General features: G+C 63.0%; 17 protein-coding genes. 11 read left to right on the top strand and 6 right to left on the bottom strand.

Going from position 1 to position 16,394, the window contains the following annotated elements; all coding sequences use genetic code 11:
• Positions 1-276: 276 nt before the first annotated feature.
• From NKH52_RS34055 to NKH52_RS34040, 4 genes are all read right to left on the bottom strand, one after another.
• Positions 277-1,149: an MBL fold metallo-hydrolase gene (locus NKH52_RS34055; protein ID WP_352736650.1), complete on the bottom strand. Its 873-nt coding sequence runs from the start codon at positions 1,147-1,149 to the stop codon at positions 277-279.
• A gap of 142 nt (positions 1,150-1,291) precedes the next feature.
• Complete coding sequence (locus NKH52_RS34050; protein WP_352736652.1) at positions 1,292-1,951, bottom strand: peroxiredoxin; 660 nt, start codon at positions 1,949-1,951, stop codon at positions 1,292-1,294.
• A 223-nt stretch (positions 1,952-2,174) separates the two neighbouring features.
• Positions 2,175-2,540 (bottom strand): cell division protein ZapA, encoded by a 366-nt coding sequence (locus tag NKH52_RS34045; RefSeq protein ID WP_352677396.1) that lies wholly within the window; start codon positions 2,538-2,540, stop codon positions 2,175-2,177.
• Between the two features lie 11 nt (positions 2,541-2,551).
• The gene (locus NKH52_RS34040; protein WP_013529251.1) at positions 2,552-2,824 is read right to left on the bottom strand and encodes a DUF4164 domain-containing protein; all 273 of its coding nucleotides are present in this window, start codon (positions 2,822-2,824) and stop codon (positions 2,552-2,554) included.
• Between the two features lie 263 nt (positions 2,825-3,087).
• Here NKH52_RS34040 and tkt point away from each other — a divergent pair, with 263 nt between their 5' ends.
• The 7 genes from tkt to NKH52_RS34005 all read left to right on the top strand — a co-directional run bounded on the left by tkt (position 3,088) and on the right by NKH52_RS34005 (position 12,590).
• On the top strand, positions 3,088-5,079 hold the full coding sequence (gene tkt / locus NKH52_RS34035; protein WP_352736654.1) for a transketolase: 1,992 nt from the start codon (positions 3,088-3,090) through the stop codon (positions 5,077-5,079).
• 154 nt (positions 5,080-5,233) lie between these two features.
• Positions 5,234-6,244 (top strand): type I glyceraldehyde-3-phosphate dehydrogenase, encoded by a 1,011-nt coding sequence (gap, locus tag NKH52_RS34030; RefSeq protein WP_352736656.1) that lies wholly within the window; start codon positions 5,234-5,236, stop codon positions 6,242-6,244.
• Between the two features lie 218 nt (positions 6,245-6,462).
• Positions 6,463-8,352 (top strand): potassium/proton antiporter, encoded by a 1,890-nt coding sequence (locus NKH52_RS34025; RefSeq protein WP_023810966.1) that lies wholly within the window; start codon positions 6,463-6,465, stop codon positions 8,350-8,352.
• A 146-nt stretch (positions 8,353-8,498) separates the two neighbouring features.
• Positions 8,499-9,695, top strand: a complete 1,197-nt coding sequence (locus tag NKH52_RS34020; protein WP_352736658.1) for a phosphoglycerate kinase — start codon at positions 8,499-8,501, stop codon at positions 9,693-9,695.
• 134 nt (positions 9,696-9,829) lie between these two features.
• A complete protein-coding gene (locus NKH52_RS34015; protein ID WP_352736660.1) occupies positions 9,830-10,855 on the top strand; it encodes a class I fructose-bisphosphate aldolase in 1,026 nt (341 codons plus the stop codon).
• Between the two features lie 164 nt (positions 10,856-11,019).
• Positions 11,020-11,760 (top strand): DUF899 domain-containing protein, encoded by a 741-nt coding sequence (locus NKH52_RS34010; RefSeq protein WP_352736662.1) that lies wholly within the window; start codon positions 11,020-11,022, stop codon positions 11,758-11,760.
• A 62-nt stretch (positions 11,761-11,822) separates the two neighbouring features.
• Positions 11,823-12,590 carry an SGNH/GDSL hydrolase family protein gene (locus NKH52_RS34005; protein ID WP_352736664.1) on the top strand — a complete coding sequence of 256 codons (768 nt, stop codon included), beginning with the start codon at positions 11,823-11,825 and terminating at the stop codon, positions 12,588-12,590.
• Here NKH52_RS34005 and NKH52_RS34000 read toward each other — a convergent pair.
• Together NKH52_RS34000 and NKH52_RS33995 are read right to left on the bottom strand one after the other, a co-directional pair.
• A complete protein-coding gene (locus tag NKH52_RS34000) occupies positions 12,558-12,719 on the bottom strand; it encodes a hypothetical protein (protein WP_023810961.1) in 162 nt (53 codons plus the stop codon). The two genes, NKH52_RS34005 and NKH52_RS34000, sit on opposite strands and share 33 nt — an antisense overlap.
• A gap of 117 nt (positions 12,720-12,836) precedes the next feature.
• The gene (locus NKH52_RS33995; protein ID WP_352736666.1) at positions 12,837-13,784 is read right to left on the bottom strand and encodes a ring-cleaving dioxygenase; all 948 of its coding nucleotides are present in this window, start codon (positions 13,782-13,784) and stop codon (positions 12,837-12,839) included.
• 312 nt (positions 13,785-14,096) lie between these two features.
• Between NKH52_RS33995 and NKH52_RS33990 the strand changes: the two genes are divergently transcribed.
• From NKH52_RS33990 to NKH52_RS33975, 4 genes are all read left to right on the top strand, one after another.
• Complete coding sequence (locus tag NKH52_RS33990) at positions 14,097-14,264, top strand: hypothetical protein (RefSeq protein WP_013529241.1); 168 nt, start codon at positions 14,097-14,099, stop codon at positions 14,262-14,264.
• A gap of 84 nt (positions 14,265-14,348) precedes the next feature.
• Entirely contained in the window at positions 14,349-14,939 is a 591-nt protein-coding gene (locus NKH52_RS33985; protein ID WP_352736667.1) for a DJ-1/PfpI family protein, read from the top strand.
• 75 nt (positions 14,940-15,014) lie between these two features.
• Complete coding sequence (locus NKH52_RS33980; RefSeq protein ID WP_352736668.1) at positions 15,015-15,413, top strand: hypothetical protein; 399 nt, start codon at positions 15,015-15,017, stop codon at positions 15,411-15,413.
• A 133-nt stretch (positions 15,414-15,546) separates the two neighbouring features.
• Positions 15,547-16,266 carry a helix-turn-helix transcriptional regulator gene (locus NKH52_RS33975; RefSeq protein ID WP_013529238.1) on the top strand — a complete coding sequence of 240 codons (720 nt, stop codon included), beginning with the start codon at positions 15,547-15,549 and terminating at the stop codon, positions 16,264-16,266.
• Positions 16,267-16,394 lie beyond the last annotated feature (128 nt).

The following is a 16,394-nucleotide window of genomic DNA, read 5'->3' as shown; positions in this document are numbered from 1 at the left end:
GACCTTGGCTCAATCGCTCTAATCCCACGAAATCTCTCTCGTGTAGATACAAGGTGGCTCGGGCGAAGCCCGAGACGGAGAGGGGGCAGCGCAGCGGTTGGGGTTCGCTCGTTCATTGGTTCCCAAGCCTGCTTCTCGCCATGTGCCTTGTCTCGAGCCGGCTTTGGCTTCGGGGACGTCGCTCCCCTCTCCGTCTCGGCTACGCCGAGCCACCTCTCCCCACTACGTGGGGCGAGGAACCCAGGTTCTGAAAGGCGCCGGGCCGGCAAAGCCCCCTCACAGCCCGTCCAGCGGAAATTTCAGGTACCGCCGGCCATTGGCTTCGGGTTCGGGCAGCCTCCCGCCATTCATGTTGACCTGCAGCGCATGCAGGATCAGCCTTGGCATCGGCAGCGTCCTGTCGCGCGCCTCGCGCAAGGCGACGAACTCGGCCTCGCTGCGGGCGGCGGCAAGATGGGTGTTGGTTGCCTTCTGTATGGCGACCGTGCTTTCCCACAAAGGTTCGCGGCCGCCGGCCTGATAGTCATGGCCGACGAACACCCGCGTCTCGTCCGGCAACGCCAGTATGTCCTGGATCGAGCGCCAGAGCCGCGCGGCACTGCCGCCGGGAAAGTCAGTCCTCGCTGTGCCGCTGTCGGGCATGAACAGCGTGTCGTGGACGAAGGCGGCATCGCCGATGACATAGGTGATCGAGGCCAGCGTATGGCCAGGCGAGAACAGCACCTTGACCGGAAGCGTGCCGACCTTGAAGGTTTCGCCTTCACCAAACAGCCTGTCCCACTGCGAACCGTCGGCGGGAAAATCCGGCCAGTTGTAGATCGCCTTCCACAAATTCTGGACGTCGACGACCCTGTCGCCGATCGCTGTCGGCGCGCCCGTCTTCTCTCTCAGGTAATGCGCCGCCGAAAAATGGTCGGCATGCGGATGGGTATCGAGGATCCATTCGACACTCAGCCCCTGCTCGCTGACGAAGTCGAGCAAGGCGTCGGCATTCGTCGTTGCCGTGGCGCCGGATTTCTCATCGAAATCGAGGATCGGATCGATGATGGCGCAGCGTTTCGTCGCCCGGTCGGCGACGACATACTGAATGGCCCCGGTCGGCTTGTCATAGAAGCCGCTGACCTGCGGCCTGGCCAAAGCTACGTCCAATTCCGGCTTCCCCAACCCTCGGTCGTCAGGAATGATTTTCTCTGGCGACACCCGAGAGGAGCATGGTTGTCCGCTCGGGTGAGCTAGTCAAGTATCATTTCGCTCGCGGCGACGGGAAAGCCAAAAACTGTTCCGAGGACGGTCAGGCAGATGGCTGCTTGGTCTTCCGCAGATACGGCAGAATGGTCTCATAAGCGCCGAAGCGCTTGATCGCGTCCTCGTCGGAGACGGCTGCGGTGATGATGACGTCCTCGCCCTGCTTCCAGTTTGCCGGCGTCGCCACCTGATGCTTGGCGGTCAGCTGCATGGAATCAACCGCACGCAGGATCTCGTCGAAGTTGCGGCCCGTGGTCATCGGGTAGGTCAGCACCAGCTTGATCTTCTTGTCCGGTCCGATGACATAGACCGAGCGCACCGTGGCATTGTCGGCCGGCGTGCGGCCTTCCGACGTCTCGCCGGCACCGCCCGGCAGCATGTCGTAGAGCTTGGCGACCTTGAGGTCCTTGTCGCCGATCAGCGGGTAGTTCACCGAATGACCGGTCGCCGTCTTGATGTCGTCCTGCCACTTGCCGTGGCTTTCGACCGGATCGACCGAAATGCCGATGATCTTGACGTTGCGCTTGTTGAACTCGCCTTCCAGCCCGGCCATCGTGCCAAGCTCGGTCGTGCAAACCGGCGTGAAATTCTTCGGGTGACTGAACAGGATCGCCCAACCGTCACCGATCCAGTCATGGAATTTGATCCTCCCTTGCGTGGTCTCGGCGGTAAAATCCGGCGCAATGTCGTTGATACGAAGGCTCATGGTACATCTCCCCTGTAAACGGAACCGTCGGCAGCGAGGAACAAGCACGCGGCAATCACGCCGACATCAAGCTGTCCCGCCCGGCATCGTTGCATCTTAGCGCAAAAATCGTGGCTGCAAGATAATATGAAACTCTTGTGGGCGGCAGGCGAGCATTTTTATGCTGCCGAATACGCTGCGCGCGTATGAGAGCCTGTTGGGCTGGACAGGAAAGGTTCCTGCCTCAGGTTTTGTTGACCGCCAGCGTCACAGTCAGGTCTTCCATGCGCTGTGCCAGCGCGCCGAGCGCGTTGGTCAGCACGCTATCGCTTTTGTCGGCCTTGGTCAGAGCCTCGTCCCGGGTCTTGCGCAGGGTCAGCACTTCGCTTTCCATGCCCTTGACGCGTTTCTGCAACTCCGAGAGTTCATCCATCACCATGATGCCGGCCATCACGGTCAGCCGCTGATCGCCGATCTCGCCGAACGAGTCCTTCAGGTGCGAAACATAGCGGTCGAAGCGTTCGGCAAGGTCGATCAGATGCTCTTCCTGGCCCTCGTCGCAGGCCATGCGATACTGCTTGCCGTCGATTGAAACCGTGACCTGTGCCATCGGGCCAGCTCCTATCTGTCCAACACGGCGCGGATGGTTTCCATGGCAGTCACCAAACGTCGCGAGACTTCCTTGTTGGCATCTTCCAGCCGTTCGGCGCGCGCTTCGGAATTATCGAGTTCCTGCGCCAGCCGCGAGCGGTCGGCATTCATCCGCTGCACCTCGGCCTCGGCTTCGGAGTAGTCGCGTTCATGCTCGAGCTTGGCCGCGACGGCGTTTTCCAGCCCCTCGATGGCCTTGCCCAGCCTCGCGATGACTTCCTTGAGTGTGGCTTCCCCGGTCATGGCCTTCGTCCTGTGCCCTGCCCATCACCGAATCGTTCACGTTCAGAACGCGTTATCCCTGAAACATTAGGCACCGGGTGAAGGCAACGTCAACAAAGCTCTCGCGACTGTCCCCCGCTAACGCTAATGTAGGTCCGCCGCCGGCATCACAAGACCGGCAAATGTGCACCCGATTTGTTGACTAAAAGCCCGCGCCTGCTATGTGTCGCGCACCCTTTTCAAGGGCTCTCCCAAGCCCCCAAACCCCCACTTCTGGAGGAACCATGACGTCGCGTGAACAACATGACCGGATGGCCAATGCGATCCGCTTTCTCTCCATGGACGCCGTCGAGAAAGCAAATTCCGGCCATCCAGGCCTGCCCATGGGCTGCGCCGATATCGCCACGGTGCTGTTCACGCGCTTCCTGAAATATGATCCCAAGGCCCCGCACTGGGCCGACCGCGACCGTTTCATCCTGTCGGCCGGCCATGGCTCAATGCTGCTCTATTCGCTGCTGCATCTGACCGGCTACGAAGACATGACCCTCGACCAGATCAAGCACTTCCGTCAGTTGGGTTCGAAGACCGCCGGCCATCCCGAATACGGCCATGCCGCCGGCATAGAGACGACGACGGGCCCGCTCGGCCAGGGTCTCGCCAATTCGGTCGGCTTCGCGCTCGGCGAGCGCATCATGAACGCCGCCTTCGGCAACGATCTCGTCGATCATTACACCTATGTGCTGGCCGGCGACGGCTGCCTGATGGAAGGTGTGTCCCAGGAAGCCATCGCGCTTGCCGGCCATCTCAAGCTCAACAAGCTGATCGTCTTCTGGGACAACAACGACATCTCGATCGACGGCCCGGTCTCGCTGTCCGACAACACCGATCAGGTCGCCCGCTTCCAGGCCTCCGGCTGGAATGCCAGCCACATCGACGGCACCGATCCGGAAGCCATCGCTTATGCCATCGAAGCTGCCCGCCATTCCGACAAGCCGACGATGATCGCCTGCAAGACGACCATCGGCTTCGGCGCGCCAACCAAGGCTGGCACCAACAAGGCGCACGGCTCCCCCCTGGGCGCCGACGAAATCGCCGGCGCGCGCAAGTTCTTCAACTGGGATTCGCCGCCCTTCGAGATTCCAGCCGACATCCTTGACGCCTGGCGCACCGCCGGCAAGGCCGGCGTCAAGGCGCGTACAGACTGGGAAGGCCGCCTGGCCAAGGCCGATGCCAAGCTGAAGGCCGAGTTCGAGCGCCGGACCGCTGGCAAGCTGCCGTCCAATTTCGACGCCATCATCGCTGATTACAAGAAGAAGCTGTCGGCCGACAAGCCGAAGGTCGCCACCCGCAAGTCTTCCGAGATGGCGCTGGAAGTCATCAACGGCGCCGTGCCCGAGACCATCGGCGGCTCCGCCGACCTGACCGGCTCCAACAACACCAAGACCAGCCAGACCAAGAACATCACGTCGGACGACTATGGCCAGCGCTATGTCCACTACGGTATCCGCGAGCATGGCATGGCGGCTGCGATCAACGGCCTGACGCTGCATGGCGGCCTCATCGCCTATGGCGGCACCTTCATGTGCTTCTCCGACTATGCCCGGCCGTCGATGCGGCTGGCCTCACTGATGGGCATCCGCTCGATCTTCGTCATGACCCATGATTCCATCGGTCTGGGCGAAGACGGCCCGACCCACCAGCCGGTCGAGCATCTGGCCGCATTGCGCGCCATTCCCAACCACAATGTCTTCCGCCCGGCCGACGCTGTGGAAACCGCCGAATGCTGGCAGATCGCCCTCGAGTCGGAAAAGACGCCGTCGACGCTGGCGCTGACACGCCAGAACCTGCCGACGGTACGCAACGAATTCGTTGCCAAGAACTTGAGCAGCCAGGGTGCCTATGAGCTGGCTGCCGCCAGCGGCGAGGCAGCGGTGACGATCTTCGCCACCGGCTCCGAGGTCGAGATCGCACTCGGCGCCCGCGACCTGCTGGAAAAGCACGGCCATCCGACCCGCGTCGTCTCGGTGCCCTGCTTCGAACTGTTCGACCAGCAGAGCGACGACTACCGCAAGAAAACGATCGGCAACGCGCCAATCAAGATGGCGATCGAAGCCGGCATACGCCAGGGCTGGGATCATCTGATCGGCTCCGACGGCATCTTCGTCGGCATGACAGGCTTCGGCGCCTCGGGCACGATCGAGCAACTCTATCCGCATTTCGGCATTACCGCCGAAGCCGCGGCCAAGGCGGCGGAAGCCCGCCTGCATACCAAATAGGTTCAAGGTTCGGCGAAATCGCGTAAGGCGGTCTCGCCGGGCCGGCCCAACTTAATCGATTTAAATCCACGCCACTGCGGCTGGATTCTTTCTGCTTCCACAGCTATGAAACTGCGGACTCCTCATCCGCCCTCCAACTCCCAGGGAGAGAATTATGACCGTCAGAGTTGCCATCAACGGATTCGGCCGCATCGGCCGCAACATCCTGCGCGCCATCCATGAATCCGGCCGCAAGGACATCGACGTCGTCGCCGTCAACGACCTCGGCCCGGTCGAGACCAACGCGCACCTCTTGCGCTACGACAGCGTGCACGGCCGTTTCCCGCATGAAGTCTCGGTGTCCGGCGACCAGATTACCGTCGGCAAGGAGACGTTCAAGGTCACCGCCATCAAGGATCCGACGCAGCTGCCGTGGAAAGAACTCGGCATCGACATCGCGCTTGAATGCACCGGCATCTTCACCGCCCGTGACAAGGCTGCCGCCCATCTGACCGCTGGCGCCAAGCGCGTCATCGTCTCGGCTCCGGCCGAAGGCGCCGACCTTACCGTTGTCTACGGCATCAACCACGACCAACTGACCAAGGACCACATCGTCATCTCGAATGCCTCCTGCACCACCAACTGCCTGGCGCCGCTGGCAGCCGTGCTGCACGAGACGGTCGGCATCGAAAAGGGCATGATGACGACGATCCATTCCTACACCGGCGACCAGCCGACGCTGGACACCATGCACAAGGATCTCTACCGCGCCCGTGCCGCCGCCCTGTCGCAGATCCCGACCTCGACCGGTGCCGCCAAGGCCATCGGGCTGGTGCTGCCCGACCTCAAGGGCAAGCTCGACGGCATCTCGATCCGCGTGCCGACCCCGAACGTCTCGGTCGTCGACTTCAAGTTCATCGCCAAGCGTTCGACCACGGTGCAGGAGATCAACGAAGCGGTGATCGCCGCCTCCAACGGCAAGCTGAAGGGCATTCTCGGCGTCACCCATCACCCGAATGTGTCGATCGACTTCAACCACGATCCGCGCTCTTCGATCATGGCGCTCGACCAGACCAAGGTGATGGACGGCAACTTCGTGTCGGTGCTGTCCTGGTACGACAATGAATGGGGTTTCTCCAACCGCATGGGCGACACATCGGTTGCCTTCGGCAACACCATCGCCTGATCGCAAAGCTCTCTTTTCGAGACCTGGAACGCCCGGCTTTGCCCGGGCGTTTTTCACGAGCGCAGCTTGCGCCTTTCCAAATTGTGTCCTGGACGCCAAAACATCCAAAAATCAGCGGCATAGGCCAAAAAGCCACCCTGCCGCCTTGCACTGGTCACGTCTTCGCCCCACTCTCTCGCAAAGCAGGAGACAGACGAATTTGAGGGGCTGATTTCAGGATGGAGCATGCGATCTATCTCGTCACGCTGGTCGGCACAGCGCTTGTCGTCGCCGCCGCGTTTTCGAGCCTGATCGCCTTCCGCTTCGGCGCCCCTCTTCTGCTCCTGTTTCTCTGCATTGGCCTCGCCACCGGCACCGACGGACTCGGCATCCAGTTCGACAACGCCCGCATCGCTTATTTTGCCGGCTCACTGGCGCTGGCCGTCATCCTGTTCGATTCCGGTTTCGGCACGCCGCTCAACGCCTTGCGGCAGGCTGCAGGCCCGGCTTTGTCGCTGGCGACCTTCGGCGTGCTTGTCACCACCGGCCTGTTCGGCGTCGCCGCCCATTATCTGCTCGATCTCACCTGGCTGGAATCCTTCCTGCTCGGGGCTGCCGTCGCCTCCACAGATGCGGCGGCCGTGTTCTTCCTGTTGCGAGCCGGCGAGATCAATCTGCGCGAACGCGTGCGCTCGACGCTGGAGGTGGAATCCGGCACCAACGACCCGATCGCCATCTTCCTGACCATCACGCTGGTAGAGATCATCGCCGCCCACGCCAACCCCGAGACCAATGTTCTGGTCACCAGCCTGTTTCTCGGCTTCCTTCTCAATATGGGCCTCGGTGCAATCGTAGGCGTGCTGGGCGGTCTCGCCATCGTGCGCCTCGTCGACCGGCTCAATCTCGACCACGGCCTGCTGCCGATCTTCGTTTTGACCTTGTCGCTGATGGTGTTTGCAGCAGCCGGCGCCATTGGCGGCTCAGGCTTCCTGGCGGTGTATATCGCCGGCCTTATCGCCGGCAATTCCGACATCCGAGCCGTCACCATCCTCAAGCGCTTCCAGGACGGCATGTCGTGGCTGGCCCAGATCATCATGTTCCTCATCCTCGGCCTGTTCGCGACGCCGTCGCAGTTCCCGGCGATCATGGTGCCGGCGGTGCTGCTCGGCCTATTCCTGATGTTCGTGGCGCGGCCAGTCGCCGTCTGGCTCTGCCTGATCCCGTTCCGTCTGCCGCGCCCCGAAGTCGCCTTCATCTCGTGGGTCGGCCTGCGCGGCGCGGTGTCGATCCTGCTCGCCATCACCCCGCTGCTCGGCGGCCTGGAAAACGGCCGTGTCATCTTCAACACCGCCTTCATCATCGTGCTCGTATCGCTGGTCATCCAGGGCTGGACGGTCGGACCGCTGGCGCGCCGCCTCGGCCTGATCGTGCCGGCACGGCTCGGACCGCTGGACAAGGTCGAGCTGGAACTGCCGGGCTCGGCCCATCACGAGCTTCTCGCCTATCGCGTCGCACACGGCAGCCCGGTGGCGCGCGGCGAGCGCATCCCGCGCTGGGCACGGCCCTCGCTGGTGTTGCGCGACGGCCGCTCGATGCGCTTCCAGGATATGGGCCGGCTCGCCGCCGGCGACCAGGTCTACATTTTCGTGCCGGACCGCTATCCGCGCCTGCTCGACAAGCTGTTCGCCAGCCGTGCCGTGGTCGATCCCGAGGACGCCGATTTCTTCGGTGCCTTCGCCGTCGATCCCGCGCGCTCAGCCGCCGAACTGGAAGCGGCCTATACGCCGGGCCTGACCGAAGCGGAGCAAAAGCTCACCGTTGGCGCGCTGGTCACGGCGCGGCTCGGCGGCCATGCCGAATATGCCGACCGCGTCCTGCTCGGCCCGATAGAACTGATCGTCCGCGACGTCGACGACAAGGGCAAGATCATAGGCCTCGGTCTGTCTTTCGAGCCGACCGCGCCGGTGGCGCGGGTGCCGGTCTTCCTCAGCGCCGGCGAAATCGGCGACCGTCTTTCCGCCTTCATCCGCAACTGGCGCAAGCCGACCGAGACGCAGGAGACCGAGGCGCGGGCGGACGAAAAGCCGGCCCCGGAGCCAGCGCCGGAAAAGGCAGCAACCGAAAGCTGACAAAACCGCTATTGAGCGCTGCCATTCATCCGCCCCGCCGGCGCAAGATCGTACCCACTTCAAAATTTCGGTTCGAGCGCGCCCTAAGCCTTGCATCGTCACCGATGCGGGGTATGGTCCCCCGGTTTTTCGCGAAAGGAACCCGCATGGCCGCCTTCAAGACACTCGACGATATCGGCAACATCAGCGGCAAGCGCGTGCTGGTGCGCGTCGACCTCAACGTGCCTGTCACTGAGGGCAAAGTCACCGATGCCACCCGCATCGAACGCATCGCGCCGACCATCGCCGAACTGTCCGGCAAGGGTGCCAAGGTCATCCTGCTCGCCCATTTCGGCCGGCCCAAGGATGGCCCCTCGCCCGAATTCTCGCTGGAGCCTATCGCCAGGGCGACAGCCGACGTGCTCGGCCGTCCCGTCGGTTTCGCCTCAGATTGCGTCGGCGACACGGCCGGAAGCGCTGTCGCCGCCATGAACAAGGGCGACGTGCTGCTGCTCGAAAACACCCGCTTCTACAAGGCCGAGGAGAAGAACGAGCCGGCCTTCACGGAAAAACTCGCCGCCAATGGCGATATCTTCGTCAACGACGCCTTCTCGGCCGCGCACCGCGCGCATTCTTCGACGGAGGGGCTGGCGCATCTGTTGCCGGCCTTTGCCGGCCGCACGATGCAGGCCGAGCTCGAAGCTCTGGAGAAAGGTCTGGGAAAACCGGTTCGTCCGGTCGTCGCCATTGTCGGCGGCGCCAAGGTCTCGACCAAGATCGATCTGTTGATGAACCTGGTGAAGAAGGTTGATGCCCTCGTCATCGGTGGCGGCATGGCCAACACCTTTCTCGCCGCGCGTGGCACCAATGTCGGCAAATCGCTGTGCGAGCATGATCTCGCCGCGACCGCCAAGCAGATCATGATCGAGGCGGCCGAGGCCGGCTGCGCCATCATCCTGCCGGTCGACGGCGTCGTCGCCAGGGAGTTCAAGGCTGGCGCGGAATGCGAGACCGTCGCCATATCGGACGTGCCGGCCGACGGCATGATCCTCGATGTCGGCGCCAAAACCGTGACGGCCATCGGCGAATGGATCGACCGCGCCGCGACACTGGTCTGGAACGGCCCGCTCGGCGCCTTCGAGATCGCGCCCTTCGATCATGCGACGGTGGCAGCTGCCAAGCACGCGGCGTCGCGCACCAAGGCCGGCAAGCTGGTCTCGGTCGCCGGCGGTGGCGATACGGTGGCGGCGCTCAACCATGCCGGCGTCGCCGAGGACTTCACCTATGTCTCGACCGCCGGCGGCGCTTTCCTGGAATGGATGGAAGGCAAGCCGCTGCCCGGCGTCGACGTCTTGAAGCGCTGAGGCTCCGAGGCGATCAACACTCGGAGAGCGAACAAGGCCGCCCGAGGCTTTCAATCGATTCGAGCTTTCCGATGCCATTCCTTTGGCGGTAGACTTCCGTTAAGCGCGGAACAACCGTTTCAGGAGAAGCAACAATGAGCGAACGTCTCGAAGACATTGCCGCTGCGATCGTCGCCGATGGCAAGGGCCTGCTGGCCGCCGACGAAAGTTCCGGCACCATCAAGAAGCGCTTCGACGTCATTGGCGTCGAATCGACAGCCGACAGCCGCCGCGATTACCGCGAGATGATGTTCCGCACCAGGGAGGCAATGACCCGCTACATCTCCGGCGTCATCCTCTATGACGAGACGATCCGCCAGAAGGCCGCCGACGGCACGCCGCTGGTCGACATCATCAAGGCGGCCGGCGCCATCCCCGGCGTCAAGGTCGATGCCGGCGCCAAGCCGCTGGCCAGGTTTCCCGGCGACACCATCACCGAAGGCCTCGATGGCCTGCGCGAGCGCCTTGCCGACTACTACAAGCTCGGCGCCCGCTTCGCCAAATGGCGCGCGGTGATCGACATCGACCAGGCCAAGGGCGTGCCATCAGCCACTTCGATCGGCTCCAACGCCCATGCGCTCGCCCGCTATGCCGCCCTTTGCCAGGAAGCCGGCATCGTGCCGATCGTCGAGCCGGAGGTGCTGATGGATGGCGCCCACGACATCGACACCTGCTACGACATCTCGAAGGCAACGCTGATCAAACTTTATGACGAACTCCATGCAGCGCGCGTCGTGCTGGAAGGCACTATCCTGAAACCGAACATGGTGCTGGCCGGCAGGAAATCAGGCAAGGTGAGTGGCCCTGAAGAAGTCGCGGAAAAGACTATAAAGCTGTTCCATGAGACTGTGCCGGCAGCGGTGCCGGGCATCGCCTTCCTTTCCGGTGGCCAGGAGGACGAAGAGGCGACCGCCAACCTCAACGCCATCAACGCCATCGGGCCGCACCCGTGGAAGCTGACCTTCTCCTATGGTCGCGCGCTGCAGGCCGCGCCACAGAAAGCCTGGAGCGGCAAGGCCTCGAACGTTGCCGCCGGTCAGGCCGCCTTCACCCATCGCGCCCACATGAATCATTTGGCAGCGCTCGGAAAATGGAAGGCGAGCCTGGAACAGGCCGCCTGACCACAGTCCTTTCTTCCTCCTTCGAACCCGGGCCGATGCGCCCGGGTTTTTGTTTGTGACTTGCCGGGCTTGGGGCGGGGCCTCTCCGTCCTTATTTCCTCTCGGGCGATGTCGGGTTGTGCTCATCCCGAACGTCCTTGGAATGACACTTCAGGGAGAGGTTCATGCATCGCAACAAGGTCGTTTCGCGCGAAGACTGGTTCCAGGCGCACAAGGCGCATCTGGAGCGCGAGAAGGAACTGACGCGGCTCCGCGAGCGGATCGCGGCTGAGCGGCGTGAATTGCCCTGGCTGAAGATCCGGAAGGACTATGTCTTCGAGACCGGGCAAGGGCCGAAGAGACTGGCCGACCTGTTTGCCGGCAACAGCCAGCTGATCGTCTATCACTTCATGTTCGGGCCGGGCTGCGTCAATCATTGCGAGGGCTGCTCATTCCTTGCCGACCATATCGACGGCGCCAATCAGCATCTGCGGCATCACGACGTGTCGCTGGTCGTGGTTTCGCGCGCCCCACTGGCGGAACTTCTGCCTTACAAGCAGCGCATGGGCTGGAAGTTCGACTGGGTGTCGTCCTATGCCTCGGATTTCAACTTCGACATGCAGGTCTCCTTCACCGACAAGCAGATCGCCGCCGGCGACACCACCTACAATTTCGAAACCCGTCCACGGACATCGAAGGAGCTTCCCGGCACCAGCGTTTTCTACCGGGACGAGACCGGCGACATCTTCCTCACCTTCATGTCGCGCGCCCGCGGCGGCGAGGCGCAGATCGGCGCCTACGACTATCTCGACATGACGCCGAAGGGCCGCAACGAGAACGGCCCCTATCATGGACTGATGGATTGGGTGCGGCTGCACGATGAATATCAGGGCAAGCAAGCGGGGCAGGCGAGTTGCTGCGATTGAAGAGCGTTCCCGTCGACCAAAACATGCGCTAAGGCTGCCGCTGATCGTTTAACGGTACTGCTATGCGCTTCCCGGCCTTACTCACCTGGCTCGCCTTCCCGGTCTATATTTGGCAAGGCCTCGGCGTGCGACGCCGCACCACGCGCATGCTGCCGGCGCAAGGGCCGGTCATGCACGAAATACCAGGCAAGGCGCCTGATATCTCGCTTCTGGTGCTAGGCGATTCCTCCGCCGCTTCGGTCGGCATCGGCAATTCGGAAGACGGGCTTGCCGCGCAGCTCGCCGTGCTGATTTCACAAAGCACAGACCGCGCCGTGCGCTGGCGGGCGGCCGGCTTCAATTCGGCAACGTCGGGCCAGATACGCGACCATGTCCTGCCCAATCTGTCGGCCGAACCGTGGACGCATATCGTGCTGGCCATCGGCACCAACGACACCAAGAATTTTCATTCCGTGTCGCGCTTCAAGAAGGAGTTCGGTGGCCTGCTCTACGGCCTGCGCGCCAAATGGCCGGAAGCACGCGTGGTATGGTCGCCGGTGCTGGAGTTTACCCGGGCGCCGGCCATGCCGCCGCTGCTCGGAAAAATTCTTGAGATTCGCGCCACCGACATGAACCGGATGGGCGAACGCCTTTGCCTGGAGCGCGGCGCGGTGCCGGCGCCGCGCCTGCCGATCACCAATCCGGAAGCCGGCTTTGCCTCGGACGGCTTTCACGCCTCGGAAGCAGGCTACCGGGCCTGGGCCGAGCATCTGGTTGGCCCGGTGCTTGGCAATTGGGCACCGACGACAAGTGCCGTCCTACGTCAAATGCCCGAGCACGGCCGCCAGTGAAATCGCGGCCATGGCGAGCAGTGCCAGCTTCCAGAAATCGCCGCGTCGCTTGAGGCCTGGCCAGCCAAGCGGCTTGATCAGTTGAATGACCATGAAACCGACGATGACAAGGGCGAGGAATTTCGTCATGCCGCCTTTGACCAGCAACGCACCCGGCTGTCAAAGCACGTCGTTCGCTGCCTGAGAAAGAACGACGCCGCGATCCTAGGTCGGAACGCGGCGCCCGTCTGCGACTGGGAAAACGATCTACTTCAGCGGCTTGAGGCCAGCCTCGATCGAAGCCCGCTTCGGTTCGAGGAATGGCGGCAAGGCGAGGCTTTCCCCCAGTGTTTCCAGCGGCTCGTCGGCGGTGAACCCCGGCCCGTCGGTTGCGATCTCGAACAGGATGCCATTCGGCTCGCGGAAGTAGAGCGAACGGAAATAATAGCGCTCGACCTCGCCGCTCGACGGCAGCCGGAACTCGGCCAGCCGCGCCGTCCATTGATGCAGCGTCTCCTGGTCCGGCGCCCTGAAGGCAACATGGTGAACCGCACCCGCGCCTTGCCGCGCCGGCGCCAGTCCCGGCTGCACCAGGACATGCAGCTCCGCCGCCGGCCCGCCCTCTCCCATTTCGAAGACGTGAACCTGCCCCTCCGGCGAGACATAGTCGCGCGCCTTGCGCATGTTCATCACTTTGGTCACCACCGCTTCGGTGTTGGTGATGTCGGGAACGCTGATGACGATCGGCCCGAGCCCGCGTATCTGGTGCTCGACCGGTACCGGGCTTTGCGCCCAGGGATGGCTGCCGCCCTTGCCGCCATCGCCGACCAGGCGCAGACGCTGGCCCTCGGGATCTTCGAAGTCCAACGACGCATAACCGCCGATGTCGGCGACCTCTCCTGTTGCCAGGCCTTCATCGGTCAAGTGTTGCTTCCACCAGGCAAGGCTCTCCCGGCTGCCGACCCTGAGGCTGGTCCGCACGATGCTGTGCGTGCCGCGCCGCTCGCGGCCGACCGGCCAGTCGAAGAAGGTAAGGTCGGTGCCCGGCGTCGCTTCGCCGTCGGCATAGAAGAGGTGGTAGGCCGAGGTGTCGTCCTGGTTTACGGTCTTCTTGACCAGCCGCAGACCCAGCACCTTGGTGTAGAAATGAAGATTGCCAGGCGCATTGGCGGTGATGGCGGTCAGATGGTGGATACCTGTCAGTTGCAAGCTCATCGTCGTCTCCCTGCTGTTGGGGAAGAATTTTCTCCCTTCATATCAGACCTGCGGTCACCTCGCTGAAGGCCTCGTATTCCGACAGTCCGTCGCCGGAAGCTGAACAGCGACGGCGAAGCAACGTCGTCGCCATGAACAATGGGACGTCGCAAACCCGCCTTGAGGCACCGTTCGATGCGGCGAGAAGCGATGCCTTGCCTGCGGGGCGCGCACCGGCCGCAACTATTGTCTCGCGCCCTGACATCCTCCTGACAGACTGCTGTCAGGAGGGGTATGCGATAGTGCCTCTACACAGAGAGAGGAGACTTAGCCATGAACGGTTACACCATTCTGCGCGGCATGCAGCACTATGTCGGCAAGATCCGGACGATGCGCAACGAGATCCGCACCCAGCGGTTCATGAACTCGCTGCCGGCGGACATTCGCAAGGATATCGGGTGGCCCGACATGTACGCGGACCGTGGCCCTCGCGGCAATTGAAGCCAATTTTTCGACCCGGCGATTGGATGTGGGCGCGTCAACGCCCAGATAACAGGTCCGGTGCGTGAGGATGGGAGCGAGCTTGTGCCCGAACAAAAGACGATCGGTTTCCTTTTCATCGAAGGTTTTGCCGACTGGGAGTATGGGCTGCTGGCCGCCTCGGCGGTCGAATGGTTCGGCGCCCGTGCCGTGTCGCTGACGCCTGATGGCAACCCGGTGACCGGGATCAGCGGCTTTCGGCTGACGCCCGATCGATCGGCCGGGGCGGATGACAATGACGATCTCGACGCCATCGCCGTCATCGGCTCCGATGAGTGGGCCGGCAAGGCACCCCCGGATGTTGCCGATCTGCTCAATGCCGTTGCCTCACGCGGCGGCGTGGTCGGCGGTATCTGCGCGGGAACGCTGGCGCTGGCCCGCGCCGGCCTGTTCGAGAACGCCAGGCACACCAGCAATGGCCGCGACTGGATCAATGGTCATGAAGTCGGCTATGCCGGCGACAGCCTCTATCAGGATGTGCCGCATGCCGTGGCCGATGGCAAAATTGTTTCCGCGCCAGGCTCGGCGCCGGGCACCTTCGCGCTCGCCTTTCTGAAGACGCTCTACCCCGAAAGAGGCAGCGATCTCGTGCAGATGCGAACGCTGTTCGCCAAGGAGTATGCTGAAGCCTCCTGACAGTATGCTGTCAGGAGGGGCGTGCAATGGTGCGAACCTCAGACATCCGTGCATCGGCGGTCGAAAGGACGATCGATGAAGAGTTGGAACGACAGACTGAGCACACCAGGCATCAACGGCGTCAGGCCGACGCCGCGCACGATGGCCGATGTCGTCGAAGGCCAGCCTATGCTGGTGCCGACGGCGCGCCAGGTCGATGATTTCATCCGCTCGATTCCCGAAGGCGTCGAGATGGATGTGCGTGCGCTGCGTACAGCACTTGCCGTCGAGCACGGCGCCGAAGTGACATGCCCGGTCACCATAGGCTATCATTTGCGCACTGTTGCCGAAGCCGCCAACGAGGACCTCCAGCGCGGCATGACGCTGAGTGACGAGGCACCGTTCTGGCGCGTGCTCGATGCGAAACGCCGAGGACGAAGAAACTGTCCTTCGGCGCGGAGTTCGTCGCCGCGCAGCGCGAGCGCGAAGGGCTGAAACCATGAGGCATGCCGCCCAAAAGTGTTCTGCGGTTTTGGGATAGCGGCATGCGCGAAAACACCATGCATGCCGCCCAACGGTGGACCGGTTTGGGGCGACATGCATAGAGACAACGCCGAGGGACCATACGATGCGCCGCGCCGACAGGCTCTTCCAGATCGTGCAGCATCTGCGCGGTGGCCGACTGGTCACCGCCCAGAAGCTCGGCACGTGGCTCGAAGTTTCCGAACGAACCATCTATCGCGACATTGCCGATTTGCAGTCGACTGGAGTGCCGATCGACGGCGAGGCCGGCGTTGGCTACATGATGAGGGAGGGTTTCGACCTTCCGCCGCTGATGTTCACGCGTGACGAGATCGTCGCGCTGGTCGCCGGCGCCCGCATGGTGCGCGCCTTTGGCGGTGCCGCCATGGCGAGGGCCGCCGACGAGGCGCTGGTCAAGATCGGCGCCGTATTGCCCGATGCCGAGAAAGACCGCATCGCCCGCACTGAGATCCACACACCGATGTGGGTGGTCAGCGACGCTGCTCGCGAGGCGATCGACCTGATCGAGCGCGCGGTCGAAAAACGGCAGGTGCTGACCATCGACTATTCCGACGAGGCCGGCCGCGGCACCGCCCGCGATATCCGCCCGCTCGGCCTGTGGTTTTGGGGCAAGGTGTGGACGCTGGTCGCCTGGTGCGAGATGCGCGACGATTTTCGCGCCTTCCGCATCGATCGCATCGCCTCCGTGGTCATCGCTGGCCGCATCTTCAAGCCGGAGCGCGGCAAGCAGCTTGCCGACTTCTACCGCGCGGTGGAGCGCAGCGAAGATTATGGCATGGCGCCGGATCGCGCAGCGCGCAGCTGAGTTGTTGACTCTAATAAAAGCCCGCTCGAAGCGGGCTTTTTATTAGAGCGGGATGAAATGAGACTGAATCGGCTTGGGATTCCCTTAGGCGTGCAAATCTGATTCAACCTTCATGCTGGGCAAGGAGG

This window comes from Mesorhizobium sp. M1066 (assembly GCF_040318635.1).
Lineage (GTDB): Bacteria > Pseudomonadota > Alphaproteobacteria > Rhizobiales > Rhizobiaceae > Mesorhizobium.
The sequence above is the reverse complement of the archived record's forward strand: the minus strand, read 5'-3'. Positions and strand labels throughout refer to the sequence as shown.